Annotated in this window: 39 protein-coding genes; 17 read left to right on the forward strand and 22 right to left on the reverse strand. The window is 51.6% G+C overall.

Annotation, left to right across the window (positions count from 1 at the left end; all coding sequences use genetic code 11):
* Positions 1–6: 6 nt before the first annotated feature.
* The gene (locus tag ACMGGS_RS18700; RefSeq protein ID WP_194206788.1) at positions 7–237 is read right to left on the reverse strand and encodes a class II holin family protein; all 231 of its coding nucleotides are present in this window, start codon (positions 235–237) and stop codon (positions 7–9) included.
* Between the two features lie 682 nt (positions 238–919).
* Between ACMGGS_RS18700 and ACMGGS_RS18705 the strand changes: the two genes are divergently transcribed.
* A complete protein-coding gene (locus ACMGGS_RS18705; protein WP_228066058.1) occupies positions 920–1,084 on the forward strand; it encodes a YnfU family zinc-binding protein in 165 nt (54 codons plus the stop codon).
* A 393-nt stretch (positions 1,085–1,477) separates the two neighbouring features.
* On the opposite strand, the gene ACMGGS_RS18710 is transcribed toward ACMGGS_RS18705, so the two are convergent.
* Positions 1,478–1,693 carry a cold shock domain-containing protein gene (locus ACMGGS_RS18710; RefSeq protein WP_414163877.1) on the reverse strand — a complete coding sequence of 72 codons (216 nt, stop codon included), beginning with the start codon at positions 1,691–1,693 and terminating at the stop codon, positions 1,478–1,480.
* Between the two features lie 300 nt (positions 1,694–1,993).
* Between ACMGGS_RS18710 and cspF the strand changes: the two genes are divergently transcribed.
* Entirely contained in the window at positions 1,994–2,206 is a 213-nt protein-coding gene (gene cspF, locus ACMGGS_RS18715) for a cold shock-like protein CspF (protein ID WP_176917945.1), read from the forward strand.
* Between the two features lie 126 nt (positions 2,207–2,332).
* Here the strand turns inward: cspF and ACMGGS_RS18720 are convergent, their stop codons facing one another.
* From ACMGGS_RS18720 to ACMGGS_RS18745, 6 genes are all read right to left on the reverse strand, one after another.
* Positions 2,333–2,908, reverse strand: a complete 576-nt coding sequence (locus ACMGGS_RS18720) for a DUF1133 family protein (RefSeq protein WP_176917944.1) — start codon at positions 2,906–2,908, stop codon at positions 2,333–2,335.
* 33 nt (positions 2,909–2,941) lie between these two features.
* Positions 2,942–3,226, reverse strand: coding sequence for a hypothetical protein (locus ACMGGS_RS18725; RefSeq protein ID WP_414166313.1), 285 nt, complete (start codon positions 3,224–3,226; stop codon positions 2,942–2,944).
* Positions 3,226–3,828, reverse strand: a complete 603-nt coding sequence (locus tag ACMGGS_RS18730; RefSeq protein ID WP_414163878.1) for a DUF1367 family protein — start codon at positions 3,826–3,828, stop codon at positions 3,226–3,228. Before ACMGGS_RS18730 ends, ACMGGS_RS18725 begins: the two co-directional genes overlap by 1 nt.
* Positions 3,829–4,460: 632 nt before the next feature.
* Positions 4,461–4,886: a glutaredoxin-dependent arsenate reductase gene (gene arsC / locus ACMGGS_RS18735; RefSeq protein WP_312209751.1), complete on the reverse strand. Its 426-nt coding sequence runs from the start codon at positions 4,884–4,886 to the stop codon at positions 4,461–4,463.
* Between the two features lie 12 nt (positions 4,887–4,898).
* Positions 4,899–6,188, reverse strand: a complete 1,290-nt coding sequence (locus ACMGGS_RS18740; protein WP_414163879.1) for an arsenic transporter — start codon at positions 6,186–6,188, stop codon at positions 4,899–4,901.
* A 44-nt stretch (positions 6,189–6,232) separates the two neighbouring features.
* The gene (locus ACMGGS_RS18745; RefSeq protein ID WP_312209747.1) at positions 6,233–6,553 is read right to left on the reverse strand and encodes a metalloregulator ArsR/SmtB family transcription factor; all 321 of its coding nucleotides are present in this window, start codon (positions 6,551–6,553) and stop codon (positions 6,233–6,235) included.
* A gap of 85 nt (positions 6,554–6,638) precedes the next feature.
* Between ACMGGS_RS18745 and arsH the strand changes: the two genes are divergently transcribed.
* Positions 6,639–7,337 carry an arsenical resistance protein ArsH gene (gene arsH / locus ACMGGS_RS18750; RefSeq protein ID WP_414163880.1) on the forward strand — a complete coding sequence of 233 codons (699 nt, stop codon included), beginning with the start codon at positions 6,639–6,641 and terminating at the stop codon, positions 7,335–7,337.
* A gap of 151 nt (positions 7,338–7,488) precedes the next feature.
* On the opposite strand, the gene ACMGGS_RS18755 is transcribed toward arsH, so the two are convergent.
* The 10 genes from ACMGGS_RS18755 to ACMGGS_RS18800 form a co-directional block, all read right to left on the reverse strand.
* Positions 7,489–7,815, reverse strand: coding sequence for a hypothetical protein (locus ACMGGS_RS18755; protein ID WP_414163881.1), 327 nt, complete (start codon positions 7,813–7,815; stop codon positions 7,489–7,491).
* Positions 7,808–7,996: a hypothetical protein gene (locus ACMGGS_RS18760; RefSeq protein WP_414163882.1), complete on the reverse strand. Its 189-nt coding sequence runs from the start codon at positions 7,994–7,996 to the stop codon at positions 7,808–7,810. Before ACMGGS_RS18760 ends, ACMGGS_RS18755 begins: the two co-directional genes overlap by 8 nt.
* The gene (locus ACMGGS_RS18765) at positions 7,983–8,621 is read right to left on the reverse strand and encodes a morphogenetic protein (RefSeq protein ID WP_414163883.1); all 639 of its coding nucleotides are present in this window, start codon (positions 8,619–8,621) and stop codon (positions 7,983–7,985) included. Before ACMGGS_RS18765 ends, ACMGGS_RS18760 begins: the two co-directional genes overlap by 14 nt.
* Entirely contained in the window at positions 8,618–9,106 is a 489-nt protein-coding gene (locus ACMGGS_RS18770) for a hypothetical protein (protein WP_414163884.1), read from the reverse strand. Before ACMGGS_RS18770 ends, ACMGGS_RS18765 begins: the two co-directional genes overlap by 4 nt.
* Positions 9,103–9,408 (reverse strand): hypothetical protein, encoded by a 306-nt coding sequence (locus ACMGGS_RS18775; protein ID WP_414163885.1) that lies wholly within the window; start codon positions 9,406–9,408, stop codon positions 9,103–9,105. Before ACMGGS_RS18775 ends, ACMGGS_RS18770 begins: the two co-directional genes overlap by 4 nt.
* Entirely contained in the window at positions 9,398–10,093 is a 696-nt protein-coding gene (locus tag ACMGGS_RS18780; protein WP_414163886.1) for a hypothetical protein, read from the reverse strand. Before ACMGGS_RS18780 ends, ACMGGS_RS18775 begins: the two co-directional genes overlap by 11 nt.
* A gap of 11 nt (positions 10,094–10,104) precedes the next feature.
* Positions 10,105–10,794: a replication protein P gene (locus tag ACMGGS_RS18785; protein WP_414163887.1), complete on the reverse strand. Its 690-nt coding sequence runs from the start codon at positions 10,792–10,794 to the stop codon at positions 10,105–10,107.
* On the reverse strand, positions 10,791–11,705 hold the full coding sequence (locus ACMGGS_RS18790; protein ID WP_414163888.1) for a replication protein: 915 nt from the start codon (positions 11,703–11,705) through the stop codon (positions 10,791–10,793). Before ACMGGS_RS18790 ends, ACMGGS_RS18785 begins: the two co-directional genes overlap by 4 nt.
* An 84-nt stretch (positions 11,706–11,789) precedes the next feature.
* Complete coding sequence (locus tag ACMGGS_RS18795; protein WP_414163889.1) at positions 11,790–12,332, reverse strand: toxin YdaT domain-containing protein; 543 nt, start codon at positions 12,330–12,332, stop codon at positions 11,790–11,792.
* A gap of 2 nt (positions 12,333–12,334) precedes the next feature.
* Positions 12,335–12,562 (reverse strand): transcriptional regulator, encoded by a 228-nt coding sequence (locus tag ACMGGS_RS18800; protein ID WP_414163890.1) that lies wholly within the window; start codon positions 12,560–12,562, stop codon positions 12,335–12,337.
* Positions 12,563–12,668: 106 nt separating this feature from the next.
* Here ACMGGS_RS18800 and ACMGGS_RS18805 point away from each other — a divergent pair, with 106 nt between their 5' ends.
* The 10 genes from ACMGGS_RS18805 (at position 12,669) to ACMGGS_RS18850 (ending at position 19,668) form a co-directional block, all read left to right on the forward strand.
* Positions 12,669–13,088: a helix-turn-helix domain-containing protein gene (locus ACMGGS_RS18805; RefSeq protein ID WP_414163891.1), complete on the forward strand. Its 420-nt coding sequence runs from the start codon at positions 12,669–12,671 to the stop codon at positions 13,086–13,088.
* A gap of 186 nt (positions 13,089–13,274) precedes the next feature.
* The gene (locus tag ACMGGS_RS18810; RefSeq protein ID WP_414166340.1) at positions 13,275–13,484 is read left to right on the forward strand and encodes a hypothetical protein; all 210 of its coding nucleotides are present in this window, start codon (positions 13,275–13,277) and stop codon (positions 13,482–13,484) included.
* On the forward strand, positions 13,481–13,990 hold the full coding sequence (locus tag ACMGGS_RS18815) for an HNH endonuclease (RefSeq protein WP_414163892.1): 510 nt from the start codon (positions 13,481–13,483) through the stop codon (positions 13,988–13,990). Before ACMGGS_RS18810 ends, ACMGGS_RS18815 begins: the two co-directional genes overlap by 4 nt.
* Positions 13,987–14,169, forward strand: a complete 183-nt coding sequence (locus tag ACMGGS_RS18820; RefSeq protein ID WP_414163893.1) for a DUF1482 family protein — start codon at positions 13,987–13,989, stop codon at positions 14,167–14,169. The genes ACMGGS_RS18815 and ACMGGS_RS18820 overlap by 4 nt, the downstream gene beginning before the upstream one ends.
* Positions 14,170–14,187: 18 nt before the next feature.
* Positions 14,188–14,349, forward strand: a complete 162-nt coding sequence (locus ACMGGS_RS18825; protein WP_414162849.1) for a YdaE family protein — start codon at positions 14,188–14,190, stop codon at positions 14,347–14,349.
* 138 nt (positions 14,350–14,487) lie between these two features.
* Positions 14,488–17,847, forward strand: coding sequence for a RecE family exodeoxyribonuclease (locus ACMGGS_RS18830; protein ID WP_414163894.1), 3,360 nt, complete (start codon positions 14,488–14,490; stop codon positions 17,845–17,847).
* A 12-nt stretch (positions 17,848–17,859) separates the two neighbouring features.
* The gene (locus ACMGGS_RS18835; RefSeq protein ID WP_414163895.1) at positions 17,860–18,945 is read left to right on the forward strand and encodes a RecT family recombinase; all 1,086 of its coding nucleotides are present in this window, start codon (positions 17,860–17,862) and stop codon (positions 18,943–18,945) included.
* Between the two features lie 34 nt (positions 18,946–18,979).
* Entirely contained in the window at positions 18,980–19,159 is a 180-nt protein-coding gene (locus ACMGGS_RS18840) for a hypothetical protein (RefSeq protein WP_414163896.1), read from the forward strand.
* The gene (locus ACMGGS_RS18845) at positions 19,156–19,413 is read left to right on the forward strand and encodes a DUF4060 family protein (RefSeq protein WP_414163897.1); all 258 of its coding nucleotides are present in this window, start codon (positions 19,156–19,158) and stop codon (positions 19,411–19,413) included. Before ACMGGS_RS18840 ends, ACMGGS_RS18845 begins: the two co-directional genes overlap by 4 nt.
* Positions 19,414–19,431: 18 nt before the next feature.
* Positions 19,432–19,668 carry a hypothetical protein gene (locus ACMGGS_RS18850; RefSeq protein ID WP_414163898.1) on the forward strand — a complete coding sequence of 79 codons (237 nt, stop codon included), beginning with the start codon at positions 19,432–19,434 and terminating at the stop codon, positions 19,666–19,668.
* Here the strand turns inward: ACMGGS_RS18850 and ACMGGS_RS18855 are convergent.
* Positions 19,638–20,831 carry a tyrosine-type recombinase/integrase gene (locus tag ACMGGS_RS18855; protein WP_414163899.1) on the reverse strand — a complete coding sequence of 398 codons (1,194 nt, stop codon included), beginning with the start codon at positions 20,829–20,831 and terminating at the stop codon, positions 19,638–19,640. The two genes, ACMGGS_RS18850 and ACMGGS_RS18855, sit on opposite strands and share 31 nt — an antisense overlap.
* 480 nt (positions 20,832–21,311) lie before the next feature.
* A complete protein-coding gene (locus ACMGGS_RS18860) occupies positions 21,312–22,070 on the reverse strand; it encodes a YdiY family protein (RefSeq protein WP_414163900.1) in 759 nt (252 codons plus the stop codon).
* Positions 22,071–22,383: 313 nt separating this feature from the next.
* Here ACMGGS_RS18860 and pfkB point away from each other — a divergent pair, with 313 nt between their 5' ends.
* The 3 genes from pfkB to ACMGGS_RS18875 all read left to right on the forward strand — a co-directional run bounded on the left by pfkB (position 22,384) and on the right by ACMGGS_RS18875 (position 24,660).
* Entirely contained in the window at positions 22,384–23,316 is a 933-nt protein-coding gene (pfkB, locus tag ACMGGS_RS18865) for a 6-phosphofructokinase II (protein ID WP_414163901.1), read from the forward strand.
* Between the two features lie 88 nt (positions 23,317–23,404).
* On the forward strand, positions 23,405–23,695 hold the full coding sequence (ghoS, locus tag ACMGGS_RS18870) for a type V toxin-antitoxin system endoribonuclease antitoxin GhoS (RefSeq protein ID WP_414163902.1): 291 nt from the start codon (positions 23,405–23,407) through the stop codon (positions 23,693–23,695).
* Between the two features lie 104 nt (positions 23,696–23,799).
* Positions 23,800–24,660 carry a fructosamine kinase family protein gene (locus tag ACMGGS_RS18875; RefSeq protein ID WP_414163903.1) on the forward strand — a complete coding sequence of 287 codons (861 nt, stop codon included), beginning with the start codon at positions 23,800–23,802 and terminating at the stop codon, positions 24,658–24,660.
* A gap of 31 nt (positions 24,661–24,691) precedes the next feature.
* Here ACMGGS_RS18875 and tonB read toward each other — a convergent pair whose 3' ends face one another.
* Positions 24,692–25,408 (reverse strand): TonB system transport protein TonB, encoded by a 717-nt coding sequence (tonB, locus tag ACMGGS_RS18880; protein WP_414166314.1) that lies wholly within the window; start codon positions 25,406–25,408, stop codon positions 24,692–24,694.
* A gap of 221 nt (positions 25,409–25,629) precedes the next feature.
* On the opposite strand from tonB, the gene ACMGGS_RS18885 reads away from it, so the two are divergent.
* Positions 25,630–25,926, forward strand: a complete 297-nt coding sequence (locus ACMGGS_RS18885; protein ID WP_176917916.1) for a YciI family protein — start codon at positions 25,630–25,632, stop codon at positions 25,924–25,926.
* 33 nt (positions 25,927–25,959) lie between these two features.
* Here the strand turns inward: ACMGGS_RS18885 and ACMGGS_RS18890 are convergent, their stop codons facing one another.
* Positions 25,960–26,133: a YciY family protein gene (locus tag ACMGGS_RS18890; RefSeq protein ID WP_133159223.1), complete on the reverse strand. Its 174-nt coding sequence runs from the start codon at positions 26,131–26,133 to the stop codon at positions 25,960–25,962.
* Positions 26,134–26,241 lie beyond the last annotated feature (108 nt).

Raw genomic sequence — 26,241 nt, forward strand, 5'->3', positions numbered from 1 at the left:
GGCATATCATTTATCTCCAACTTTTACCGTCGGGCCGTATTTCTCCAGCGCCCGTACCTGGGCATTGGCGACCTTTCGTTTGAAGTACCAGTTAATAAGCCCGGTGATGACAATGCCCGCGATACCAGCCAGCACACCGACGGCACTCCATTCATCAGGACTCAGTTTTGTCAAAACACCGTTCAGGATGGTGCCGCCGGAAGTGCCGAGCGCGACACCGGTTACGAGTTTGCTCATATGGGACATGTCTCTCACCTCCGCTTAGGGGAAGTGGTGCAGGGGAAAATGGATAAAAAAAAGCCTGCATTGCAGGCTTGTGAATGATTCATTTTGGCTTGTGGTTCAGGTGCCCCTCGGTGAAAAGGGACATCACCGGGTCAAACCCGAAAGCACAGAAGTATAAGATCCGCAATCTTGGATTAGCAATCCGAACAAGACTCGTACGAAAACCATATCCTTTCCCGTGAAACTTATAGTGAAAAAAAAGACCAGCAGAAGTCCACTGGTCCAGGTTAAAAATAATGTCTCATTTCAAGCCCAAAGGCTCAACGGTATTATTATATAATCCACTATAAGTGGATAAGTGAGAATAAATCTCAACATATAATAATGTCAATATCGGCGTAAAAAGCCCCCTGAGAAAATCAGGGGGCGGGCAATGGTGCCGGGTGCCTCCCGGTGAGCCTTTGGCTGACTTACCCTGACTCGCAGCTTCAACATATCACGACACCCAGTTGATAAGGGAGTCTCAATGCCATTTTGCCCCACCGCTTAGGGGGATTCACCATGCATACAACTTTAGGAGTAAATATGTATGCAGTCAATTTTATAAATCTCTTGCGAGAAATTTATTTAATCAATTAGGGCTATTTTGTTCAAGATCGCGTATTGTTGTCATTCTTTGAAACAGGAAAAATTTATGTCTGAACGCAAAAATTCTAAAACCCGCCGAAACTACCTCGTAAAATGTCCTTGCCCAAATTGCTCTCAATTGTCAGAACATAGCTTTACCCGAGTCCAAAAAGGGGTGAAACTCATCTGTCCGCATTGCAGCACATTATTTTCTTCCTCCCTGCCACAATAGCCTGATAAATAAATGCATTGTTAAAGAATATTTGATAAATCAGCCATAGAAATTTTTTGACAATCACATAAGAAATAAAGAAAAACCCGCACTTTGGCGGGTTATTTATTAATAAAAAATGTGGTGCTTCTGGAGGCGGCCGAACCCCTTACGCACTTTGTTTTTTTACGAGCAGTTAGCTTCTGCTCTACAGACCGTTTGTGCAGCAGTCCCGCACTTCACCACAACGGACAGCACCCTCAACTTAAAATTTAGCTAAAGCTATGCTGGCCTGTTGTGAAGATCGTACAGCTGAGATTCACTATCCGCTTATGTTTTAGCGTACTCTGTATGGCTAACTTCTCAGCATGTACAAGCTTCGTAACTGTATAGCCAAAGGGCATAAAAAGTTACTTAGTCACGCAGAACAACATTAGCAGCTGCCGGGCCTTTAGCTCCACTTTCAATCGAGAACTCAAACTTTTGGCCTTCAAATAATGTTTTAAAATTATCTCCGCTGAGCGCAGAAAAATGTACGAAAACATCTTTACTGCCATCGATTGGCGAGATAAAACCAAAGCCTTTATCACCGTTAAACCATTTAACTAACCCAATCATTTTTGCAGACATTTTGCTTACCTTTTTTAAGCCTCTCGGCAATATGGTCTGTTTTACAGAAAACGCTTGGCATTGAACGATTACACTCAAAAAAAGGGTATCAGCGATAGCGCCTGGTGATGAGGATTGCTTTAGTAAAATGTTTTGCAAGCGGTCTGTATTTCAAACCGACAACATCATTAATGCATACATACCCGAATTAAGCAAATTTTCATTTTTTAATTGTGTAAAGTTAAACTATACAAAAATAAACTGGCTATCTAATAATTACTGCGTATGATGATGCTGTTTTCACAATACTAAGGTTATTATTTGTCTTTAAAAATGACAGGCATTGTCAAATATTTTGACCATAAAAATGGGAAAGGCCTCATTACTCCTTCTGATGGTCGTAAAGATGTTCAGGTTCATATCTCTGCTCTGGCACTCCGCGAGTCAGAAGTTTTTATCCCTGGCTTAAGAGTTGAATTCTGTAGAATCAACGGCCTTCGTGGTCCCAACGCTGCTAACGTCTACATTTCATAAAAACAAAACACTACAGATGTTTCTCTCAAGAGCATTTTTTAATACTCAAGAAAAAACCCGCACAATAGCGGGCTTCAACAACTTTGCATTGCTCAGTTCGCTTTAACGTCCCGAGCCTATCACAATTCAATCACTTTCTGGTTCATCTCGCAACGAAAATCTTTCACTGTTTACGTTAAATGCATCACACATTGGAGCATAGAGCATGGCCTCGATGAGACTTAACCACGTATCAATACGGCGGCGGCATGTCATGAAACACCATTCAGGGTGCTTTTCCTGGAGCTCCTCAGCCATGCGCCTCTTACTCTTTCCCGAGCCCGTATAGCGCTGGCGCAGTACATAAAGTAAGCCTGCATCCTGTTTCAGTATTCTGGCTATTACCCCATCAATAACTGACGCTTCTGAATCTGAGCAAAACGCCAGATGACTTTTATTTTTACTCCGGAGAATTTCTTCTAAAAATGCAGCGAGCTCTTGCCTGGTAATGCCCTGCCTCTTCATTCGGCGTAAAGCTTCATTGATGGCGGATTTGGTGATTTTCTTCGAGGCGAGCAATTGGTTAAACATATTCCCGCTGCTACCGCCTCCTATGTAAGACCAGCGGCCCCACATGCGCAGCTTGCCCTGTATCCACACACTTTCGAGAGTGCGCAGGCGCACCATCTCTCCGGCCTTACCCACTTCTGACGGATTAATCATGCCCTGATCCTCTAATTGAGTTGTTGTTCACTTTCACGCTGGCACCACCAGCCCACGGCGGGCAATCTGAATGAGGGTCAGCACAATGGCGCGATCCATTAACTGGCGACGCTCCTCGCGCGACAGGCGGTTTCCGTTATCGATCTCATGATGGCAATGCACACAGAGCGCGGCGCAGGCGCAGTCGTCGACTTTCATACCGGTGCCTTTGCCCTCGTTTCTGTGAGCGACCTGCGTACCCCATGCGCCGCAAAGTACGCATTGCTCAATCTGGCCGACGGCGGCCAGCCACTTTCTGTTTCGGTAGACTGTTCTCATCATCCCCCCGCGAAACTCATCAGCTGCGCGGCGGCGTTCTCAGCCTCACGCTGGTTCTTGAATGATCTGGATAATATCCAGCGCCACAGAACATCGAGCGCGGCTTTGTAGAGCTGCTGAAACTCCAGCTCGTCCATACTGGCGAACGCGATACTTCTGGGGTGTTTGCGGAGGGTGCCGTCAGGCAGCTGGATAGCGTCATAGTGGCCAGCTTCCACGATCACCCAGGCGCGGTAGGCGTCAAACGATTTGCAGAGGCTGATACTACCGGTGCGCTTATCAGCGATGCGCGCCAGATACTGCTCAGCGGCGTCCAGTAGCGCGCCTTCGCTACCACCGAACGTGGACAGGAATTTTGCGTAGCCGGTAACCAGCCTACGCTCGTTCGAGGAGATCGCGCCGCCGGTAGGCTCCCAGTATTCGAAGCCGAGATTAAGCAAAGCGAAAAATTTACGGTGGAAGGCCGGGTTACGCAGCTGGCGGAAGTCCGCTTCGAGTACTGCGCCCAGCTTACATTTTGATTGCAGAAAATCGCTGGTCTCCGGCGTAGCGGGGATCAGGATTCCTGAGGACTGCTTGATGAGTTGTAACTGCTGCGCCATGGTGTTCTCCGTGGCGCATCGTGGTCAGGTTACCGGTTGTTCAGGCCGGTATATCATTATGCTATTCAGGCACTAAAAAGGTCAATTGCAGGCTGATAACTCTCTCACGATCTCGATAAGCACTTCTCGCGATGTCACGCGTTCATCCGCAAGGAGATGTTTATGGCCAACCGCTGAGCCATTGTTGGAGAGTAGTACGCGATCCCCGGGTCTGAGATGAAACGAGCATACCGCTGTACCATCGGACCGGACCACCCGGTATAAATACTCCCCCCATCAGGACACATCTCAGCCACAAAAACCCCCTTCTTTGCTATCAACAAATACGTCCTCCCGGCGGGGAGAAATCGTCCTCATAGAACCAAAATATCAAATCACGCAAATTTCCTAATAGGTTCGCCGGAAGAAAAATAAAAACTCTACTGGAGTGCTTCAACCACACATCGAATACTGTATAAATAAACAGTACACGCAATGATGTTAATGATCAACTTGTTAAACGTTTTAAGAGCCATGTGACGACTTCCTATTCCCTCTGTAACCTATTGAATAAAAAAGCCACAACGTGTGTGGCTTGCTTTCAGTTAGGTCAGCAGCAGCATAAGAAGGATGCCGGATCTGCATAAATTTTATCACTTCACACGATGACCGGATTCATCAACCACCTTCTCACCATCTTCTTTAATGAACGATCCTTTCTGTTGTTCAGGCAGTATATCCAGCACCATTTCCGACGGGCGGCAAAGGCGGGTTCCCAGGGGCGTGACTACAATCGGGCGATTAATCAGGATCGGACTCTGTAGCATGAACTCAACCAGCTGGCTGTCAGTGAACCTGTCTTCTGCAAGGCCGAGATCTTCATAAGGTTCTACATTTTTTCGAATAAGATCCCTCACAGTTATGCCCATATCCGAAATGAGCTTCAGTAACTCCTCACGCGACGGCGGTGTTTCAAGGTACAGAATAACGGTAGGTTCAACACCGCTATTCCGGATCATCTCCAGCGTATTACGGGAGGTGCCACAGGCCGGATTATGATAAATGGTAATATTGCTCATATCAGTATCTCACTACAGTGTGAAAGAGAGACGTAACGCCAGCGCTGCAAGCGTCACAAACAGAACCGGCACAGTCATGATGATGCCTGTCCGGAAATAGTACCCCCATGTAACGGTCATGTTTTTCTGTGCAAGTACATGGAGCCAGAGGAGTGTCGCCAGGCTACCAATCGGGGTAATTTTTGGCCCCAAATCGCATCCGATAATGTTGGCGTAAATCATTGCTTCTTTAATAACACCTGATGCCGTACTGCCATCAATTGAAAGCGCGCCAATGAGTACGGTAGGCATATTGTTCATTATGGATGACAGGAATGCTGTGATGAAACCTGTTCCCAATGTAGTAACCCATAAGCCCTGTTCAGCGAGTACATTCAGCACACCGGACAGGTATTCCGTCAGTCCTGCATTCCTCAACCCGTATACCACCAGGTACATTCCTAGTGAGAAAATCACGATTTGCCAGGGCGCTCCACGCAACACTTTTCCGGTATTAATCGCATGTCCTTTTTTTGCCACAGCGAACAAAATTAACGCACCTGCTGCTGCGATTGCGCTGACAGGGATCCCCAAAGGTTCAAGCACGAAAAACCCGGCAAGAAGGAGCAGGAGCACAATCCAGCCTGTTCTGAATGTCGCCAAATCTTTAATGGCGCGGACTGGCTCCTGTAGTTTCGACAGGTCATATACCGGTGGGATGTCCCTACGAAAAAAGAGATGCAGCATGACCAGCGTTGCCACAATGGTGGCAATATCGACCGGGACCATAACCGAGGCATATTCTGCAAATCCCATCTTAAAGAAGTCTGCCGAGACAATATTCACCAGGTTCGAGACTATTAGCGGGAGGCTGGCAGTATCAGCGATAAAGCCAGCAGCCATAACAAATGCCAGCGTTGCCTGCTTGCTGAATCCCAGCGCCAGCAACATGGCGATAACTATGGGTGTCAAGATCAGCGCAGCACCGTCGTTAGCGAACAGGGCAGCTACAGCCGCACCGAGAAGCACAATGTACGTAAAAAGCAGTCGTCCCCTTCCATTGCCCCAACGGGATACATGAAGGGCTGCCCACTCGAAAAAGCCAGATTCATCCAGCAGGAGACTGATGATAATCACAGCAATAAACGTCGCTGTTGCGTTCCACACAATATTCCATACTACCGGGATATCGCTGATGTGGATTACACCACTGACCAGCGCCAGAACTGCACCTATGCTGGCGCTCCATCCAATACTCAACCCTTTCGGCTGCCAGATCACCAGAACCAGCGTAAACAGAAAAATCACACCTGCCACTAACATCGCTTACTCCATCACATATGATTTGCTACATGCATCCCATTTACTTAACACGTGCCTGGTATTGCCGATTTTAACCTGTCGCGGGTTTCATCCCGCAGGCAGTTCCAGGTGTCATCAATAATGGTCGCCGCCCAGGCTGGCATATGAGGAGACAAGCGATAGTGAACCCACTTCCCCTCCCTCCTGTCAGAAACAAGGCCATATTCCCTGAGTATTGCCATATGCCGCGAAATCTTGGGTTGCGACTCACCCATTGCTGCGCAGATGTCACATACACATAACTCTCCCGACTCCCTCAGTAGCATCACAATAGACAGCCTTGTTTCATCGGAAAGCGTTTTGAAAAGCAGAACTGGATGTAGCATTTTTATCTCCGATAGCGTTTAATTACACATATGATAAATCATATATGTAATTATTTAAACAACCTTCAAAGCTGAGGAATGTACTGTGGAGAATTTTCCTGCACTCGACCCCGCGTATTTTGACAGGCACATCGCAGAGCATTTTCAGGCTCAGAACGCACCTCGCATACTGGTTTTATACGGCTCGGTACGCCAGCGCTCCTACAGCCGCTTTGCTGCTGAAGAAGCCGGCCGACTTCTGACGCAGATGGGCGCGGAAATGAAGATATTTAATCCGTCAGGCCTGCCTCTTCCTGATGATGCTCCTGAGACCCACCCTAAGGTGATGGAACTGCGTGAACTGGTCAGATGGTGCGACGGGATGGTCTGGAGCTCACCAGAACGCCATGGTGCAATGAGTTCGATTATGAAAGCTCAGATTGATTGGATCCCATTAAGTGAAGGCGCTGTCAGGCCATCACAGGGCAAAACGCTTGCTATTATGCAAGTGTGTGGAGGTTCGCAGTCATTTAATGCCGTCAATCAGATGCGGATCCTTGGTCGCTGGATGCGTATGTTCACAATTCCTAACCAGTCATCAGTCCCAAAGGCCTGGCAGGAGTTTGATGAGGATGGGCGCATGAAGCCATCCCCATGGTATGACCGAATTGTTGATGTCACCGAAGAGCTTTTCAAAATCACACTGATTTTAAAAAACCAGACAGAGTATCTTGCCGATCGCTACAGCGAGAGAAAAGAAAACCATAGTGAACTTTCAGCGCGTGTTAACCAGGCAAAAATCTGACCCTTCTAGTGCGCCGGGAGATCCCCGGCGCGTTCAACCTGTGCGTAAACTAGTCCAACCTCAGCGTGTCAGACTGTTTCCGTCACGTCCACCAGCAGCAGGCGCTCCAGCTCGATGATGCGGCTGGTGGCGTATTGCAGGAGAAGGTCCTTCAGGTAGCCTCCTGCTCTGAAACAAATTTCAGGATCTGGCGGATATGGGTGCTACCTAAATCCTCATCGGTTTCCGGTGCTGCAATGCCAACGTTGGACAACGCACGACGGATCAGGGAGAAATCGAGACTTACCTGTAATGGCTGCGGAAGTTTAACGCTGAGCGTGTGCGCCTCCAGTTCGGCGACGCGCCGCTCTGCCTGCTCCAGCGCTTCCAGCACCGCAGATACGGCCGGGCCATAGTTCCAATGCCTGCCAGCAGGCCCGGACATGGCCGCCTGTAGTTCAGCTTTTGCTGCTTCAATGCTCATGCCTGACTTAGTCATGATTGTCCTCCTGCGCTTTATAACGCTCTTTCCCAGTACCTTCACAAGCGCCGCATGGTGGGCTGCCGTTGTGGTCATAGCGCCCGGTGCCCATACAGGCGCTGCACGCTCGCTGTTTCCAGCGGAAGGTAAAGCGCATATAGTGTGCCGTTCGGGCGGCTTTGCGTTCATGAAAGGTCACGCTGCCCCCCATCAACCCGTTTAAACTCGATCACCCACACCCACGGATTAACCTGCCAGCTCTCAGCGCCGTAGATGGACTGCCAGATCTGAGCAAAAGCCGAGCGCGGAAAATCTGGATAACCGAGGCCCTTAGATACCGCGTCAATTGACGGGTGGCTGGGCGGCATACCCTCCACAACTGCGTCCTGGTGGCTGATATCCTGCAACCGCTCGACCCGCACATTGGTGATCTCCAGCAGAATGCGGCTGGCCCAGCGCGGCATGTGGATGCTGGGCGTCCATTTCTGGGATGGCTGCTTGGTGCATGATGACACCGGCACGGTGCGCGCAGACTCCGTAAAGCTGCTGCGCTCGCTAGCTTTGTACATCAGGCGGGCAACGTCAGTGGCGCAGCCCATAACGCGAAACGTCTCCCGCACCCAGATGCGATCACCTGGCTTACCGAACGGGCTATTCCAGTAGTTGCCCGCCGCCAGCTCACCGGCCAATTCGTTGCCTGCTAACTCACAGCCCATGTTCTTATCGATTAGCGGGAACTTAACCGGCCGCCGCGTCTGCGTCTTCCGGCCGTCGAGAATGGCGCGCACCATCTCTGCGTTAAAAATCATGCCGCGCTCTTTCATACAGCCTCCCCGTTACGCAGCTTCCTGGCGATACTCAGCATGTCCTCGCGGATACACAGCCCGTTTTCCTGTGGATCATCGCTGCCGCCGGTGACAACCAGTGGGTGGTAGGTTGCCGCTGCCGTCTCAACGCCCTGCGCTTTTAGCTCGTTTACCGCTGCAGCTGTCGCTGGCTGCTGCAGCACCTCCAGTGCGTCGAACAGAAGCGCGGAGGCCGGGTTCAGCGATTTCTCTACCGGCTTAATGCCGCTGGCACTGTACTGCCAGACCAGCTGGCCGATGATTTCGGCGCGGGCTACGTTGTCCGCCGTAAGCGCATCACGCTGTTTGGCCGTTTCGCGCAGCGCAGCTGTGGTACAATCCAGACGTTCGGCCAGGCGAGACATCATTTTCGCAATGTCGATGATCGGCGTGTCGCTGCCCAGTGCTTTTGCAAATTCATGGCCAACGGCCACCAGCTCTTTGTTATTTAGTGATTCACTCATGCCCGTGCACTCCCAAAAATTTTATGAATTTCGTAGCCCTGCCAGTTCTGGCGGCAAACGTCGGCCACCGACGGCGCAGCTGGTTTAGGCCGCTTGATGTTCGACTCTCCGCCAGGCTGCAGCGTAAATACCGGGTGATGCGGCTCGCCAATGCGGAGAACCACCGACCTGCGGATCAGGTGCAGCAGCAGGTTGTGGGCCTTCTTGCAGTCGCATCCCAGCAAGGCCTGCACCTGACGCGGTGTGACGGTCTGGTTTTCGCGAAGGTAACCAACTATTGCCCAGAGTGATTTACTGGCCATCGGCTGCCTCCTGCTCCACCAGTTGCTGAATGAGGTCTTTATGGCGGCTGAAAACACGTGCTGCATCGCGCAGCCTGGTCAGATGTTCCAGCTTTTTCCTAGTACGGCGAATCTCGCGGGAGATCACACGGACTGTCGGGATCTGCTGCCCTGTGGTGCCTCGTTCGGTGAATGCCGGGATCTCACTGACGAATTGCTCCAGGGGTTTATCAGCGTCCTGTACCGCCGGTGCCTCAGGAGCTGGAACAGGTTCGACAGGCATCACCGGCAGTGACCACGTCACGCCTTTGCCCTGCCCGTTCTTCACAATAATGCCCTGCCGCGCCAGTGAGACCATCACCGACGTCATGCCACGGGCGTTCCGGCCGGCAGATTTGGCGAGCGCAACGGTGGTCATCGCACCATTCTGCTCAAGCAGCTGCTGAATAGCCGCCGGGTCAATCGGCGCTGGCTCCTCGCCCTGCAGTAACGGTTTCGGTTTTGCTGCCGGTGCTGGCCTGACTGCTGGTTGCTGGTCTTTCAACTGACCAAGGAACCAGCCACCATCGGCAAAGTCACAAAGGCCTTGATCGCGCTGCTCGCGGAGCATTTTCAGAGCCTCCACAGGCTCAATGTCCAGCCGGGATGCCACTTCGCGGTATGAAGCCCGGCCCATTTTTTCCAGTGCCTGGATTACGGTTTCCATGAGTTCTCCTGTTAAACCTGGCCAGAGGCCTTGCGTTTTTTGTACTCGGCCATCAGCATTTCTGCTGGTGTCGGCCCCCGGTCTTGGTTCGGTGCCGCCAGCGCGCGGCGGACCGGCGGGATCGGCTTGCCGTCAGCAACACGCTTTTCCCAGTGCGCCAGCAGGTGCCCGGCTTCGCTGAGCAGCTCTTTCTCGTTCATCTGGCGATCAACGCCCCGGCGGCGCAGCTCCAGGCAAATGTGATACAGCAGTGGTTGTGGCCACGGGTATTGCTCGCTGGTAGGGTATTTGAAAACTAGCTTTCGCCACTTCCAGAATTCGGTCATGAGATCCGCCGGGCTCACCCCGAGCAGACCCTTACCCTCACGGCACCAGGCGACGAACTGCCCCGGCGACGGCCAGAACGGTGAAACGCTGGCGCGCGCTTTCTGCATCCCGGCCACCAGCTGCTCACGGCTCCGGATACCGTTTTCGGCGAATGTGGCGATCCACTGCTGTTTAGCCGTACGCTCATCCGCTTCGCTGCGCAGGTTGGTCTGCGTGGAAGCCGGGAAAACCTGCTTGAGCTGGCTGAACAGGAGATCCACCATGCGCTCAGCATCGCTGTTAATAACCTTGGGCTGTTCGCGCCCGCCGCCCGCTATACGCGCCAGCATTTCGCCGTCGCGGCTCTGTACCGCATGAAACAGTTCGTGGTTCATATGAAATCCTTCCAGGCTTCAGGGCTGTTCCAGTGCTCGTCACTGGCCGGTGCGTCGCTGGTGGGCTTGCGGGTGGCAGCGTCGCGCTGAAGGCTCAGCGTGTCCCACTTGGCGCGGAGTTTTGCAGGCGAAAGGATGTTCGTGTGCCAGAACGCATCTTTGCTGGCCCACTGGAAGAGCTCGCAGATCTCGCGATGGCTACGGCCGTCCAGGTCGCGCATCAGGCGTACATCGTTAGCCCAGGCAGCCAGAACGGGCTTCTTCGGGAAGGGTTTAACTTTTTCGAGCAGAGCGAGGATCCACTCAGCGCATTGCTGGTCTGCTGCCGTACCCCACTTGGTGAAATTGGGGGTGTAAATCACAGCATCAGGATGAGCTGATAAAAACGACTTCAGGCGGTCGTCTGAGGATTCGCCAGAATTCTCTGACGAAGATCTTTTAATATTGTTATTGTTATAGTCTTGGGTGGCTACCGTTTCCGGGAAGGTTTTTCCCGATTTCGGGAAGGATTTTCCCGTTTTCGGGAAGAGTTTTCCCGTTTTCGGCTTGTCTAAAATCCAGGCAGAAAGGTCAGTATTTATACCGACAATTTTCATCACGCCCTGCTTGTTACTGAAGATAATTCCACGCTCAGCCAGAGAGCTTATCGCATCAGAAACATGGGTATCTGCCAGCCCGGTCAGGCCAGAAATTACGGTATTCGTAACCCGGTCCTGCTTCTTGTTCCATCCGTAGGTCAGCCAGATGACCGCTTCCAGGCACTGCCATTCACGCCCAGACATGCGCAGGCGCGGCTTTAGTTTCTGAATCTCGTTGGCGATCCTGGTGTACCCGTTGGACAGGTCGGCCATAGGACCTCCCGTTTGCTCGGTTCTCATCGGAAAATTGATAACTTCAGCCATGTTTGGCATACTGTTCTCCGCAATTACGCTCAGTTTTTGCACCCGAAAGCCGTTGGTGTTCGAGCACCGCGGCTTTCACCATTTTCAGACCTGTCATACACCCCCCAGCATTGTCGTTACCATTGCCATCAGTGGCCCGGCCAGATCCGGCTCAAGCCTGAAAAGTGCAGCTATTCCCTCACTGACCTCTTTCAACTTTTGGTGTCTGGGCGCGTCCAGCAGCACTGCGCGTTTTGCCTCAGCAACCTCCTTCTCGGCATGTGCCAGCCGCGTCAGCTTGCAGTCGCAGCCCACCAGCGCGCCGCGATGCTCCAGTGGCAGAACGGCCAAGATGGCTGGCGTCAGCTGGCGAACCCGTTCCCGGCAGTCGTCGGTATCGAAACGGTTATCGAGCCAGCGGAATAACTTCTGCCGGGCGCGGCTGATATCTGCCGAAAACTCGATACCCTCCCCGCCGCCGCTGCGCCACTGATCCACGATGTGAGCAGCAACGACATCCTGCCCGGCAACCGCTGCCCAGGCGCGAACGGCATCACGGATATCACTGTGGTCGGGCAAGTCATAAGCGCCTTGAGAGCGATTTATCATCGTTGCCTGCAAAAACGGGTTACTCTGCTGATATGTAAGTGTTTGCATTGTTAAAGCTCCCGTTTTGGTAAGCCGTCAGTAGGGTTGGGGTAGATATCACTGCGAATTTCATGTGGCGTAATTTCCCACTCAAGCAATTTGCAGATCGGCAGTACACGATGAGCAGGAACCTCATGGTTTAACCAAAGGCTTACTGCCTGTGATGTAGTGCCAAGCTTTTTTGCTATTTCGGTTTGGGTCATTACAGCGCAAACTCGTTGTTTGATGGATTTCGTCATATCAAGACCTCGGTTGTTGAAAACCAAGATTACAATATGAAAATAATTTTTTCAACGATGATTGAAAATTATCTTTGCAATGCGGAATGAAAGGCTACCTTGTAGAATGGAAGGCATGAAAACAGCACCCCATGAAGCGTTTGCCTACCGGCTCCAGCTCGTAAGAGATGAGTTCGGGTGGAACATGTCAGATATTGCCAGGAGAGCGATGGTAACTCCCCAGGCGGTCCAGCAATGGGCGAAAGGTGAATCAGCTCCTAGAGGAGAAAGGCTGAAACGCCTGGCTGCTGCTGCTGGCAAACCGGAACATTGGTTTTTCATGCCTCCAGAAGCTGGCGATAACGCCCTTAGCGCTGACGCTGCCCCGCGGCAGTTAGATGAGAAAGAAACCGCTTTGCTTGCATTGTTTAATCAAATGCCTGAGGCGGAAAAATTACGCCTTATTGTTCACGCCAAGACAACTCTCCAGCAATTAGACCTCCTCAAGGATGATGTGTTAAGCATCATTCAAAGCATCCAGAAGTAATAATCTCTTCTTTATTTTCAATGCAGTCACCTGAATGGCTGCATTCTGCCGCCCTGAATTGAAAAAAAGATTTTCATTTTGCTTGTCAATTACAAAAGTTATTTGTATTGTTAGCCCATCGACAACACGCGCAGCGTTGTCAGGTTAAACAAACGTTCTGACGCCGGGAAAGACCGGGAGGATGAGATGGCAACTACCAATCAGGCAGTACCAAACAGCGGGAAGGCAGTTCGAATGCGCAACCAGCGCACCGGCGCAGCCTGGCTCGTCTCTTTTAACTACACCGATGGCACTTACTGGCATGAACCGCAGGGAAACCTGCGCCACATTCGCCGCCCGTATGCTTCTCGTGGCATAGAGCCGAACCTTGTACCAGCGGGGACGGTTCACGCATGAAAATGAACACTATCTCTATGGCAAGACTGAAAACAGTTCTTCGCTATAACCCTGCTACCGGGCATTTCACCAGAGCGGTAAAGGTGAATAACTTTGAAGTCGGCTCTGTAGCTGGTCGCTTAACACACAAGGGCTATATCGAGATAAAAATCGATGGGGTCGCTTATCAGGCTCATCGACTCGCATGGTTTTATTCGTACGGAGAGTGGCCGCCACAGTTTGTGGATCATAAAAACGGTAACCGTGCTGACAACCGTCTTGAAAATATCAGGTTGGCTTCACCTTCCGAGAATGGGCAGAACCAGGCATTACGATCCGATAACACCAGCGGTATTAAGGGCGTGACCTGGTGTAAACGAGAGCAGTCCTGGCGCGTGGCCGGCTGTGTAAATGGCTATCAAAGCCTGGTTGGAAGCTTTAAGGATTTAGAGCTTGCTGAGCTGGTGAGTATTGAGTTCAGAAATAAATATCACGGCTCGTTCGCTAATCATGGAGCTCACCAATGAATACGTTATTCGCTTTAGTGCTGACGATTGGCATGACCAACGGTGATTTTCAGGATGTGGTGCTGGGTGTGTATGACAACCAGCAGCAGTGTGAAGCGGCAGCGGTTGAGCAGCAGGTTAACGGTGAATGCTATCCGGTTGATGGCATTGTCCGCGCTGATGAACAACCGGCCACCTAAAGGTTAATTTCGGGAGGGATGATGGAAATCAGATGTGGTTATTGCAGTAAGCCAGTTAAGCCTGAGGAAGTGGTGAAGAGCACACTTCTTTACCGCCGGGGGCGGGAACTGGCCCGAAAAGAAAAAGAGTACTGCTCCGAGAAGTGCGCCAGTCACGATCAGATGGCCCACGAAGGCTAAACGCAAAAACCCGCCGAAGCGGGCTTTACGTCCAGCGGAACCGACCAAAGCACGCTGGAAATTACCAAAAACCAAAGAACACCCGATGGGCGCTATCAATGGCTCCGGGATTCTAACACCCAAAATTGAGGATCCTGTATGGAATTTTTCAATCTCATTAAGGCCAGCCAGAAATCGAAAAAACCTAATGGTGTTTTCTGGTATTCAGCTAAGACAGAGGCGCGCGGTAAGCTTCAGGCGCAGATTATCCTTGAAGATGCTGAAATTGAAACTGGACGTGGGCAGGATTATCAGTTGCCTGTTCTGACCAATTTCCCGGTAGTTGATGATCTGCCTGAAGAAGGCGTAATCGACTTTACCTGGTGCGATCGCTACGAACTGCAGGAAGACGGGCGCACCTGGAAACTGAAGCCTGACACTGAGTCAGTTTCCGCTGTAGAAGGTGCTGCACCTGACGAAACCGTCGTCCCTCTCGCGCCGGAAGCGAATGTTGAAGTTTCGCATGCTGCTGACAACGGCGATCTCCGCCCTCTTTCTCGCCTGCGACTGATTCAGCGTCTCATTGCGCACCTTATGCATGATGAAGAGCTGAACCAAATAACTATGGAACAGCACATCGAAATCGGCGTAATGGAAGGCAATGGAGAGAGCTGTTTTGTTCAGGGCCTGTTACTGGCCATTGCGGACACCCCGGCAATTAAGGAGCTTTCGGCGCATGTCGAATGGAAGCTGGTCAAGGCAGTTAAAAAGGTTTTCCAGCTCGATCAGGAACATGATGCAGAGCTGATTGCCCGTTTCGTAAATGCCTGGGTGCAGGCCGAGTCAGGCGATCGCTGCCAGCTGGTGGAAGACTGGGTGAATGAAAACCCACCAACTCAGGATACTGACGTTACCGATGAAGTTACTGACAAGACTAACGAAAATATTGCTTCTGCTGTACAGGATCGTGCCTTCACTCATCAGCAGTACAGCTTCGAGCAGCGCGTGTTCGGTACCTGGCTCTATGGTCTCTTCGACGAGCTGAGCGACGATCAGAAACTGGAAATCTCACGCCTCAGCATGGATATGGATGCCACCTATCCGCAAAATGTGCTGTTAGCCTGTCGCAATAACGATATCCGCCAGTTGCAGCACGTTTTTCCTGAGACGCTGGCAGACCTGTTCAACGATACCAAATCCATCTGGCCTGCTGATGGCAAATCACCTCAACTGGGGCAACTCGTCTCATTCTTTTCTGACTGGATTAACGGTCATAACTCAGATACTGCCAGCATCGATGGCAGAAAGCCTGGGCGTGATGCCGTGACCGCAAAGTGGCTTAAGAAATCAGGTAATGCAGTCGTACAGCGCACTGACACTGGCACGAACGCAGGCGGCGGTAATAAAACTGACCGCAATCCCGACTATGTTCACACCCTGGATACTCTGGACGTTGAGATCGCGCTGGCCACGCTGCCAATGGATTTCAACATTTATGACATCCCGGGTGGGGTTTACCGTCGGGCAAAAGAGATCGTAACCAAAAAAGAGAGCCCGTTCAAAGAATGGTCGGCGGCCCTGCGCAAGTGTGCCGGTATTCTTGATTATTCTCGTGCTGCGATTTTCTCTCTGATTCGCAGCGCGGCGGAGAACGCTCATCATTTCCCGGTCAGCCTGCAAACTTACATCAATGCAAACCTGACAGAAAGCAATCATGAAGCCCCAACTGAAGAAACCCTGGCGGCAGCTGGCCATACGCCGGATGTGAGCCGGGAGAATGAAATTATCGGGCAAGCCATTGTAGAAACAAAAGCTGCTGATGATCAGCCCAAGCTTGAAAGCCTGGGTGGAGGAGTGTTCTCCATCGAAGGTCTGATTGGTGCGAAAGAAAATCCGGTCACCAATACCCCCTCAAATGAAGTCAAAAAAAAGGAAGTGGAGAAAGCAGACGATGTGCAGATGGAAGAGGCTCAGCCAGAAAAAATCGAAGTTACTGATGCGATACCACCAGGCGAAAGCGCTGATGCAGCTGATCCGCAGGCAGTTACCTTAACCGGTACCGAGATTCTGGCAGCAAACGCGCCACATCTCGCAGGCCAGGCCGATACAGATACGAACAAGAATACTGATATTCCGCACCAGACCGGGCCAGAAACGGAACAAAAGCAGCCACAAGCGCAACAAATCGAGCCACCCGTGCAACAACCTGAACCACCGGTACCGGAGTTTCCGGCGTACTTCGAACCGGGCCGTTATGAAGGTCTGCCGAACGAGGTTTACCACGCGGCGAACGGCGTCAGCAGCACGCAGGTAAAAGACGCGCGAATCAGCCTGATGTACTTCAATGGCCGCCACGTTGCCCGGACTATTCCACGCGAGGAAACCAGAGCGCTGCAGTTCGGTACCGTTCTGCACGCCCTTACGCTGGAGCCTGAAAAGTTCGGCGATGAATTTACAGTTTTCCCAGGCCTGCCGGAAGGCGCAATCGCCACCACTGCCGAAATGAAAAAAATCATTGAGGAGTTTAACGCCGCGCTGCCGCCGCTGGTGGATGCCGACAGCCTCAAAAAAATGATTGAGGCACATAACAGTGCTCTGCCCGCTCCCCTGTCACTCAACGGGAACGCTGAGGAAACCGCCCTGTTGTATAAGGGTCTGGCTGACGAATTCCGCCGGATCCCCGAAACTGAAAAATACACCGCAGCGGCGATGAAGGCCTGTATCAAAGAGTTTAACGCCACGCTGCCGCAGCCCCTGAAAGTCAGTGGTAGCCGCGATGCGTTGCTGGAGCAACTCGCGACCATTGAGCCTGAATTCGTGGCAGCCGAACGCGCCAAAAAGCAGCCTTACAACATCAGCGGCAACAAATATGCGCTCGCGGCGATAGTCCGAGAAATCAATCCGGAAGCCGTCTTTGCAGAAGAGTTTACCTCGCAGTGGCAGGCTGGTGCCGCGGGAAAAAGCATCGTCTCTGACGTCGACTTTGCACATCTTGAAGCGCTGAACCGGGCAGCGTACGCGCATCCCAGCGCGGGGAAACTGCTGCGCCACCCGTCCCGCGAGGTTGAGGTCAGTTATTTCGGTATCGATGAGCAGACCGGGCTGGAGGTTCGCGTGCGTCCCGATATCGAACTGGAAATCGACGGTATGCGTATCGCCGCCGACCTGAAAACGCTTGGCATAGCCAACGTGAAGCAGGAGCGCCTGCGCGATCGCCTGCACCGCGAAATTATTGAGCGTGATTATCACCTCAGCGCCGCGATGTATTCAGAAGTGGCTGACTTTGACCAGTTCTTCTGGATCTTCATCAACAAAGAGCCTGGCTATCACTGGGTGGCCGTTATCGAGGCGTCGCCGGAACTGCTTGAGCTGGGTTCGCTGGAATACCACAACACCATGCAGGCAATCGCCACGGCATTTGACACCGGCGTATGGCCCGCGCCGATCACCAGCGACTACACCGATGAACTGAACGACTTTGATATGCGCCGCCTTGAAGCGCTGCGCGCCCAGGCATAAGGGGAAATGAAAATGACCACATCAATTTCTAATACTGAAAACAAAACGCAGATGATCGACAACGTTTCTATCCTGACCAACGGTGAACTGTTCGATCGCCTCCGCACCCTGTCAGTGGTAATGGCGAACAGCGAATCGTTCGTGCCAGCGCATTTTCGCGGCAAGCCTGATGCCTGTATGGCAGTTGTAATGCAGGCCGCGCGCTGGGGAATGGACCCATTCGCGGTGGCTCAGAAAACCTTCATCGTCGGAAACAGCGGCGTGCTCGGTTATGAAGCCCAGTTGGTCAACGCAGTCGTTACCAATATGTCTCCCACGAAAGACCGCCTACATTTTGAGTGGTTTGGTGCCTGGGAAAACATTGTCGGCCGGTTTGTTGAGAAAACCAGTGCGAAAAACAATACCTACATAGCTCCTGGCTGGGATCTGAAGGATGAGGCTGGCGTGGGTGTGCGAGTATGGGCAACGATGAAGGGTGAGGAAGAGCCACGTGAACTGGTGCTGATGCTGTCTCAGGCGCAGGTGCGTAATTCAACACTGTGGGCGAGCGATCCACGCCAGCAACTTGCTTATCTGGCAGTGAAACGCTGGGCGCGCCTTTACTGCCCTGATGTGATCCTCGGCGTTTATACCGCTGATGAAATCGACGAGCGCCAGGAAAAAATCATTAACCCGGCACCAGCAAAGCGCGTCAGTGTCTCCGAGATAGCGGAAGAGCCGGCCACCAGCAGCGCGCAGGAGTCCACAGTCAATATTGACGCGGCGGCAGATGAATTCCGGGATCGCATCGAGAAGGCAGAGGACGTGGATGCCGCCAAAGCCGTGCGCGCTGATATCGAGACAGCAAAACAGATGCTGGGTTCTGCGCTGTTCACGGAGCTTAAGAACAAAGCGGTTAAGCGTTATTACCTGGTTGATGCACGCAATAAAGTTGAGGCGGCGATCAACTCCCTGCCCCAGCCCGGCGAGCCTGAGGCGGCTGAGCTTTTCGCAAAAGCTGAACAGACGCTGGCGGCCGCTAAACGTCATTTGGGCGATGATCTGTACGAGCGATTCAGCATCAACCTGCTCGATATGAAACCAGAATACGTTAGCTGAGGGAGGCGGGAGGGTCCGCCCTCCCGAAATAACGATGGCAGATAAAAACAATACCCGCTGGAACATGCACGAACTGGCGCTGCTGAGAATGCACAGCAACGAGGAAGTAGTAAGCATTACGGGCCGCACGGTGGAGGATGTGGAAGAACGTCGCCTGCGTGCCAACATCGAGCGCAACTGCTGGGACCGTTTCGATCCGGAGCGTGCCGTATGAAGCTGATTAACCGCGGCAGTAAACAATCACCGATTGCCCGCCAGGCATGCGATGCGGCGCTGGCGGAACACGTCGCACGGTTCGGGGAGTTCGGCCGGCGCGCTACCGTCAGCACCTACACGGTGCAGGTTGAGGGGGCAAAGGTGGTGGTCGAGGTGACGAACCGGCGCACCAGCTATGTGGCCACGGCAATGACAGGCGCACGGCGTCTGCGCGCTCTACCTGCCATTCGTTCTGATAAATCTTTAGCATGAATACCTGAAGAGAAAACTATGATGAATATTCACTTAAAACCAGTATTAATTAATCGCGAAAATGTTCAGGCGATGCTCGGCGGCATTTCGCGTACAACCTTCTGGCGTAAACGGCAGGCATGGGAGAAAAACGGAACGCCCTTTCCCCAGCCTGCACCGGGAACCAATCCTGGAAAAGGCGGCGAGCAGTACCGCTATTGCGATGTAATGCGTTTTTTTGAGGCTCAGGGACTGACAGAACCTACACAGGAATGAATATGGTTAGCAAGCCGCTCTGCGGCCTCCTGCTGTTCTTTGAGATAGGCGTGCTGGTCATAAACTGCCAGCACTCCAGCGAGTTTATGACCAAGTACTTTCTCGGATATGTGGGGCAGGACGCCCAACTCACTCATCTTTGTTTTTGCCGTACGTCGAAGATCATGGATAGACCAATGGGGAATACCCAGATCATCACGAAGCTGTGCGGCCAGGTTAAGCAATACCCCCGCCGCCATTGGCCGGTCCTCTTTTTTTGCTGCTGGGGGAAAAACCTGCTGGAAATCAGGATAAAGAGCAAATGCCTGTTTTAGTAAATGAACAGCTTCATTAGACAATCCCCGCTCAAATGGCTCACGAGTTTTAGAACTTGATTCAGGCACATACCAGATTTTTTCATCGAGATCGAACTCCTTCTTTCTGGCAAGCCTCAACTCCACGCCGCGACAGGCGGTGAGAAGGAGTAACTTAAGCAGCAGTTTATTTTGCTCAGTTATTGTCGAAGCCTCAAGAGCTGACCAGAAAGCTCCAATTTCTTTATCGTTGAAAACTCGCTTTCCTGTTCTGACGGGCTTACCTACATCCACTACGCGCAGTTCAGAAACAGGATTGAAGCGGATCATCCCGGTACGTATGCAGTATGAAAATATTGTTTTCATGCGCGACAAGATTTCGCCGGCAAAGGTTTCTGCTCCATTTGCGCGCATTCGGGCAAAAACAGGCTCCCAGTGTTTAACCTCCATATCTTCAACAATCATTGAACCGACCTGGCTAACGACATGCCGGTTTAACGCTCGCTCCCAATGGTCGTGTTTCACCAGACGTCTGGCTGGCGCACTTTCAAGCCACGACTTTATGCAGGCTTCAACCGTCGGGGAAGAACGTTGCTTATCGAGCTGCATTTCTCTGGCAATTATTGGGTCTTTGCCTGTACCAAGAATTTTTTTCGCACTGACAACCGCCTCACGCGCCTCTTTGAGAGATACCTCATCATACTGGCCTAAAGTCATGCGACGGGGCTTACCGTTGAACTGGTAGCGAAACTGGAAGACGATCATGCCGGCAGGCGTAATTCGTACGGAAAGGCCGTTCGCATCGGAGAGTTCGTAACGCTTTTCAACCGGTTTACCTTTGAGCTTTCTCAGCCTGGCATCAGTGAGCATTTTTATTCCTTAAGATGTACATTGCTGTGTACAAAAAAATCGTGGCACAAACTTGCACGATAAGGAACAAATTGAAACATCACAAAGGCGCTAAGTCAAAGAGTAAGGGGCTTAGGGAGGAGATTTTGAAACGAGGTGATACCAGATGAAACTGTGGGCGCGGCTTACACGAAAGATCACATACAAAGAGAATAATCGTTTATGAACAGTAAATTGCGACGCCATCTAACCAACAATTGCTAAATTGGGACGCAATTTGAAAACCCGGCGCTCGTTATTTTTCGCACCGTTGGGGAATAATAACATTAAAAAAAGAGCGTGTGCACCACTGTGTTTCATATTGGTTCAATTGACTTTTTTGATCACGGCGCGTTCTTAAACCGTGCGTGCGCAGCGATAAAACAAAATAAAAAAGTGGTGTCAGGACACTTGAGAGGAACAACATCAGATAATCGGGCCGACATTATCGGCCCGATGAGATTACATTTTGTAGCCCAGCGAGAGCGTCGTGCGGCGATCGGTGTGCTCAGGTGCAGAATCAGGTGGATTGGAGTTCCAGGTCAGATTGTAGGCAACTTTCAGGCCGAAATGCTCGTTAATGGCGACATTGAGCGCACTTTCAGAGTTAACGGTCGTATCTTCAGCACCAAAAACGGAAACACCCTGGGTAAATTTGGCGTTATCTGTCATTTGCCATGCATAGGTGCCAGATGCATAACCCAACGGTTGCGTTTCATTGCCACCGTCAGTGTATTCATCGTAACGAACACCTGGACCAAATTCAAAACGCAGGCTGTGTACCGGACCGTTTAAGAACTGACGACCATAACCCGCCGTCACAATATCGCGTTCCTGATAACCATTGTAACGGTCAGTTAACCAGCTACCCTGCCCGAAGAGATAGTTTACGTCTGACAGGTTATAACGGGTACGGCCACCGACGGCATACTTCTCAGAAGAACGCTCATCGTTGGAGGAGGTGTTACTGGCGTTTCCCCATAAAGACCAGGCGGTAGTATTACCATACCAGGTCAGGGTTGAGTCGGCAGTAAGCGAGGAACTTTTGGTATTCCCTGACTGAGACAGATAACCCGCGTTGACAGTACCTTCAAACGGTTTTTTCGCAGTAGAGGGATCGTCCATGACAGTAAAAACGGTATCGTCGGCCGTTGCGTACATTGACGCAAACACGCCTCCCGCCAGCAGCACAGCGGCGGGAACTGTCTTTAAGAGCTTCATTTATAATAAGTCCGTACAACAAAAAAAGAGACCATCACGGTCCCGGAAACTTTCGTGGGGATCAATGTTAACAATCCAGAGAAAGGTAACAAATTATAAAAAGGCTCATTTAACATAGCAATGAAATCTTGCAGGATTTTTTGAATAAGAACGATCCCAAACCGGGAGCAATTTATCGGATATTTATCCGATATAAGTGCGTATTTATTTGTAAAATCATGCTGTTGCCCTATCGTTCTTTGCGTTTCGGTGCCAGGCTTAGTGAAGTCCGTTCCTGGACTTCGCTCCAGAAGAATGAAAAGGAGGCACAATTATGCTTAAAATTTATACCCTCACTTTTGCTCCATCACTGGACAGTGCAACGCTAACGCCGCAACTTTATCCCGAAGGGAAATTACGCTGTAGCGCGCCGGTCTTCGAGCCAGGCGGCGGCGGGATTAACGTTGCCAGAGCAATCACCTTTCTCGGCGGCATTGCCACCGCCATTTTTCCGGCGGGTGGCGCGACGGGCGAGCATCTGATCAATTTGCTGGCCGATGAGCATGTGCCGGTAAAAGCCGTCGAGGCAAAAGACTGGACCCGACAAAATCTGCACGTTCATGTTGAGTCCAGCGGTGAGCAATACCGCTTTGTGATGCCGGGCGCATCGCTCACGGACGATGAATTCCGCCAGCTTGAAGAGCGCGTACTGGAGATTGAACCCGGCTCACTGCTGGTCATCAGCGGCAGCCTGCCGCCTGGCATTAAAATCGATCGGCTGGTACAACTGGTGAAATCCGCGCAGCACCATCGCATTCGTTGCATTATCGACAGTTCCGGAGAAGCCCTTGCCGCCGCGCTGGAAGTGGGCAACATTGAGCTGGTTAAACCTAACCAGAAAGAATTAAGCGCCCTGGTCCAGCGCGAACTCACTCAACCTGACGATGTCCGTAAAGCTGCCCAGGAAATAGTCCACAATGGAAAAGCATTACGCGTCGTCGTTTCTCTGGGGCCACAGGGCGCCCTGGCCGTGGATCGTGATAACTGCGTACAGATTGTTCCGCCACCGGTCAAAAGTCAGAGCACCGTAGGCGCAGGCGACAGTATGGTCGGCGCGATGACCTTAAAAATGGCGGAAAACGCCTCACTGGAAGAAATGGTCAGTTACGGCGTTGCTGCTGGTAGCGCCGCAACCATTAACCAGGGCACGCGGCTATGCTCGCATGAAAATACGCAAAAAATTTATGAGTACCTGCGTCGGGTATGATCCTGATACCCGGGTTAATAATGTGCTGGTCGCCATACGGCAACCATCGGTTATGCTAAAAAATTTCAGCTAACTTACGAGGTAGATCATGAGCGAAGGCGATATAAAACGCTATGTCGTGACGGTGAAGTTTCATGAAGAAACGCTAACCCAAATTAATGAACTGAATAATACACTTAGCCGCGCAGGCTTCACGCTCACGCTAAGTGATGACGAAGGCAAAGTTCATGAACTGGGAACCAACACGTTTGGTCTCATCACGCCGCAAAGCGAGCAAGAGGTCAATGCGCTGACGACAGGCCTCGCTGAAAGCGCGCTGGGCGTTACACCTGAAGTCAAGATTACGACGTTTGAGAGGTGGTTGACGGATAAGCAATAAGTGCCATTGCCGCCGGCAGTTTTTTCAATTGTGCGTGAGTTCGGTTTTTTCAAAGCATCTGTGCGCTAACGTTATGATATGGCAATAAACATGGGAGAATGAACATGTGGCAGGCTATCAGTCGACTGTTAAGTGAGCAACTTGGCGAGAGTGAGATCGAACAACGTAATGAACTGCCTGGCGGTGAAATTCATGCCGCATGGCATATCCGCTATGCCGGGCGCGATTTTTTCGTGAAATGCGATGAACGCGAATTGTTGCCCTGCTTTACCGCAGAAGCCGATCAACTGGAACTCTTGTCGCGCAGTAAAACCGTCACCGTTCCTCATGTATGGGCCGTCGGTTACGAACGCGACTATGCCTTCCTGATAATGGATTATCTTCCCGCCCGGCCGCTGGACGCACATAGCGCCTTTCAGTTAGGGCAGCAACTGGCACACCTGCATCAGTGGAGCGATCAGCCGCAGTTTGGGCTTGATTTCGACAACGACCTATCCACCACGCCGCAACCTAATGCCTGGCAACGACGCTGGTCGACCTTTTTCGCTGAGCAGCGTATAGGCTGGCAACTGGAGCTGGCCGCCGAAAAAGGACTAGAGTTTGGTAACATTGATGCCATTGTTGCGCAGATCCAGCAGCGACTGAGCGGTCATCAGCCTCAGCCCTCATTATTACACGGTGATTTATGGTCGGCGAACTGTGCGTTGGGTCCGGAGGGGCCGTATATTTACGATCCCGCCTGTTACTGGGGAGACAGGGAGTGCGATCTGGCTATGTTGCCGCTGCATCCCGATCAACCGCCGCAAATTTATGACGGTTATCAGTCCGTCTCTCCTCTGCCGTCAGGCTTCCTTGAGCGTCAACCCATTTATCAGCTCTACACACTACTTAACCGTGCGATTCTGTTTGGTGGGCAACATCTTGTGACGGCGCAAAAAGCGCTGGAGCGGGTGCTAGGTTCCTGAGCCTCCCGTTGGGGAGGCCTGGCTGGGTTTGTTAATTTATCTGAACGCCGCCGTTGATACGGAATTCGATATTCATGATAAGCCCACTGCCGGGCTTTCCTGATTCATAGCGCCATTTACGCATCGCCGTTTTTACTTCCCGTTCAAACATGTTCGCAGGTTGTGCGGAGAGGATTTGTACATTATCCACCCGCCCATCTGCGGTGACGTCAAATTTAACCCGTACTTTACCTTCCACCCGCAGCGCCAGCGCACGCGCCGGATATGAGGGCTGGTTACGCGCTAAAGCACGCGGCCCGGTTGGCGCCGTGACGGCGGGTTTTGCCGCGGGCGGCGTATTATTATTCACCGGACGCGATGGTGCAGTGTTCTCAAACGGCGACGCGGGACGCGGTTCTGCGGGTTTCACGTCGCGTTTCGGCTGTTCCACCTTTTTCACCGGCTTTGGTTTTGGTTTCGGCTTAGGTTTAGGCTTTGGCTTCTCGATCACCACCGGCGCTTCTTTCGGCGGCTCAGGAACAGGTTCCGGCTCCGGCTCGGGTTCAACCACAGGCTCCGGTGCCGGAGGCTGAACGACAGGTTCAGGGTCCGGCGGCGCGACCAGGGTGATAGAAATTGGCTGAGCGGGTGCGGGCAATTCAATAACCTGATTTACCGAGGAATAAAGCAAACCTGCTATTACAGCGCCGTGGATAGCCAAAGCAAGCAATGTAGGCCACGGAAAGCGGCGTGGTAAATCAAGGGCCATTGAAGTCATAGTCGTTTCTGTTGAAAAATGATGGGGTAATTTTAAATGCAAATAGCAATCATATTCAATAAGGCATTCTCTCTTCGATCGCTTTTTGCCAAAATTGGCACCATTCGCCCCTGTTTTTACCGGGTTTTTCATCTTCACAAAGGAGGATGATTGCAGTCTGCCCCACTTTCACTTACCGTATTTCAGCAAACTGTAGATAAGGAGTTCTTACCGTGCTGTACGTTATTTATGCTGAAGATGTCGTTGGTTCTCTGGAAAAACGCCTGTCAGTGCGCCCGGCGCATTTGGCCCGCTTGCAGTTATTACATGATGAAGGACGGCTTTTAACGGCTGGCCCGATGCCCGCTGTCGACAGCAACGATCCCGGAGCAGCAGGTTTTACCGGTTCCACCGTGATTGCGGAATTTGAATCAAGTGAAGCGGCAAGGGAATGGGCCGATGCCGATCCGTATGTCGCAGCAGGTGTTTATCAGAATGTGACGATAAAACCGTACAAGAAAATATTCTAGGATGATGGGCACCTCAACCGGTGCCCTTTTTACTTAAAGGTCGTAAATCGCAAACAGCAGAATATTGCGGTGCTGATTAAGTAGACACTTCCGGATGGAGTGAATACGCATATTGCGACGAGACTGCCCTTCAAGCCAGCGGGATTTGCGGCGGCTTGCCTGTCTCAGCATGCGCCAGCGCCCCACTTCCGTTCTACTACGCTTCATTTTTACCGCTCATATAAAGGAAGAACGTGCATTATAAACCCTTGCAGCGCCCAGAACAGCGCTTTTCATCTCCGCTTTTTATTTGCCAGACGTTTCTGTCCGCGTACA

The sequence above is a fragment of the Superficieibacter sp. BNK-5 genome, assembly GCF_047456055.1.
Lineage (GTDB): Bacteria > Pseudomonadota > Gammaproteobacteria > Enterobacterales > Enterobacteriaceae > Superficieibacter.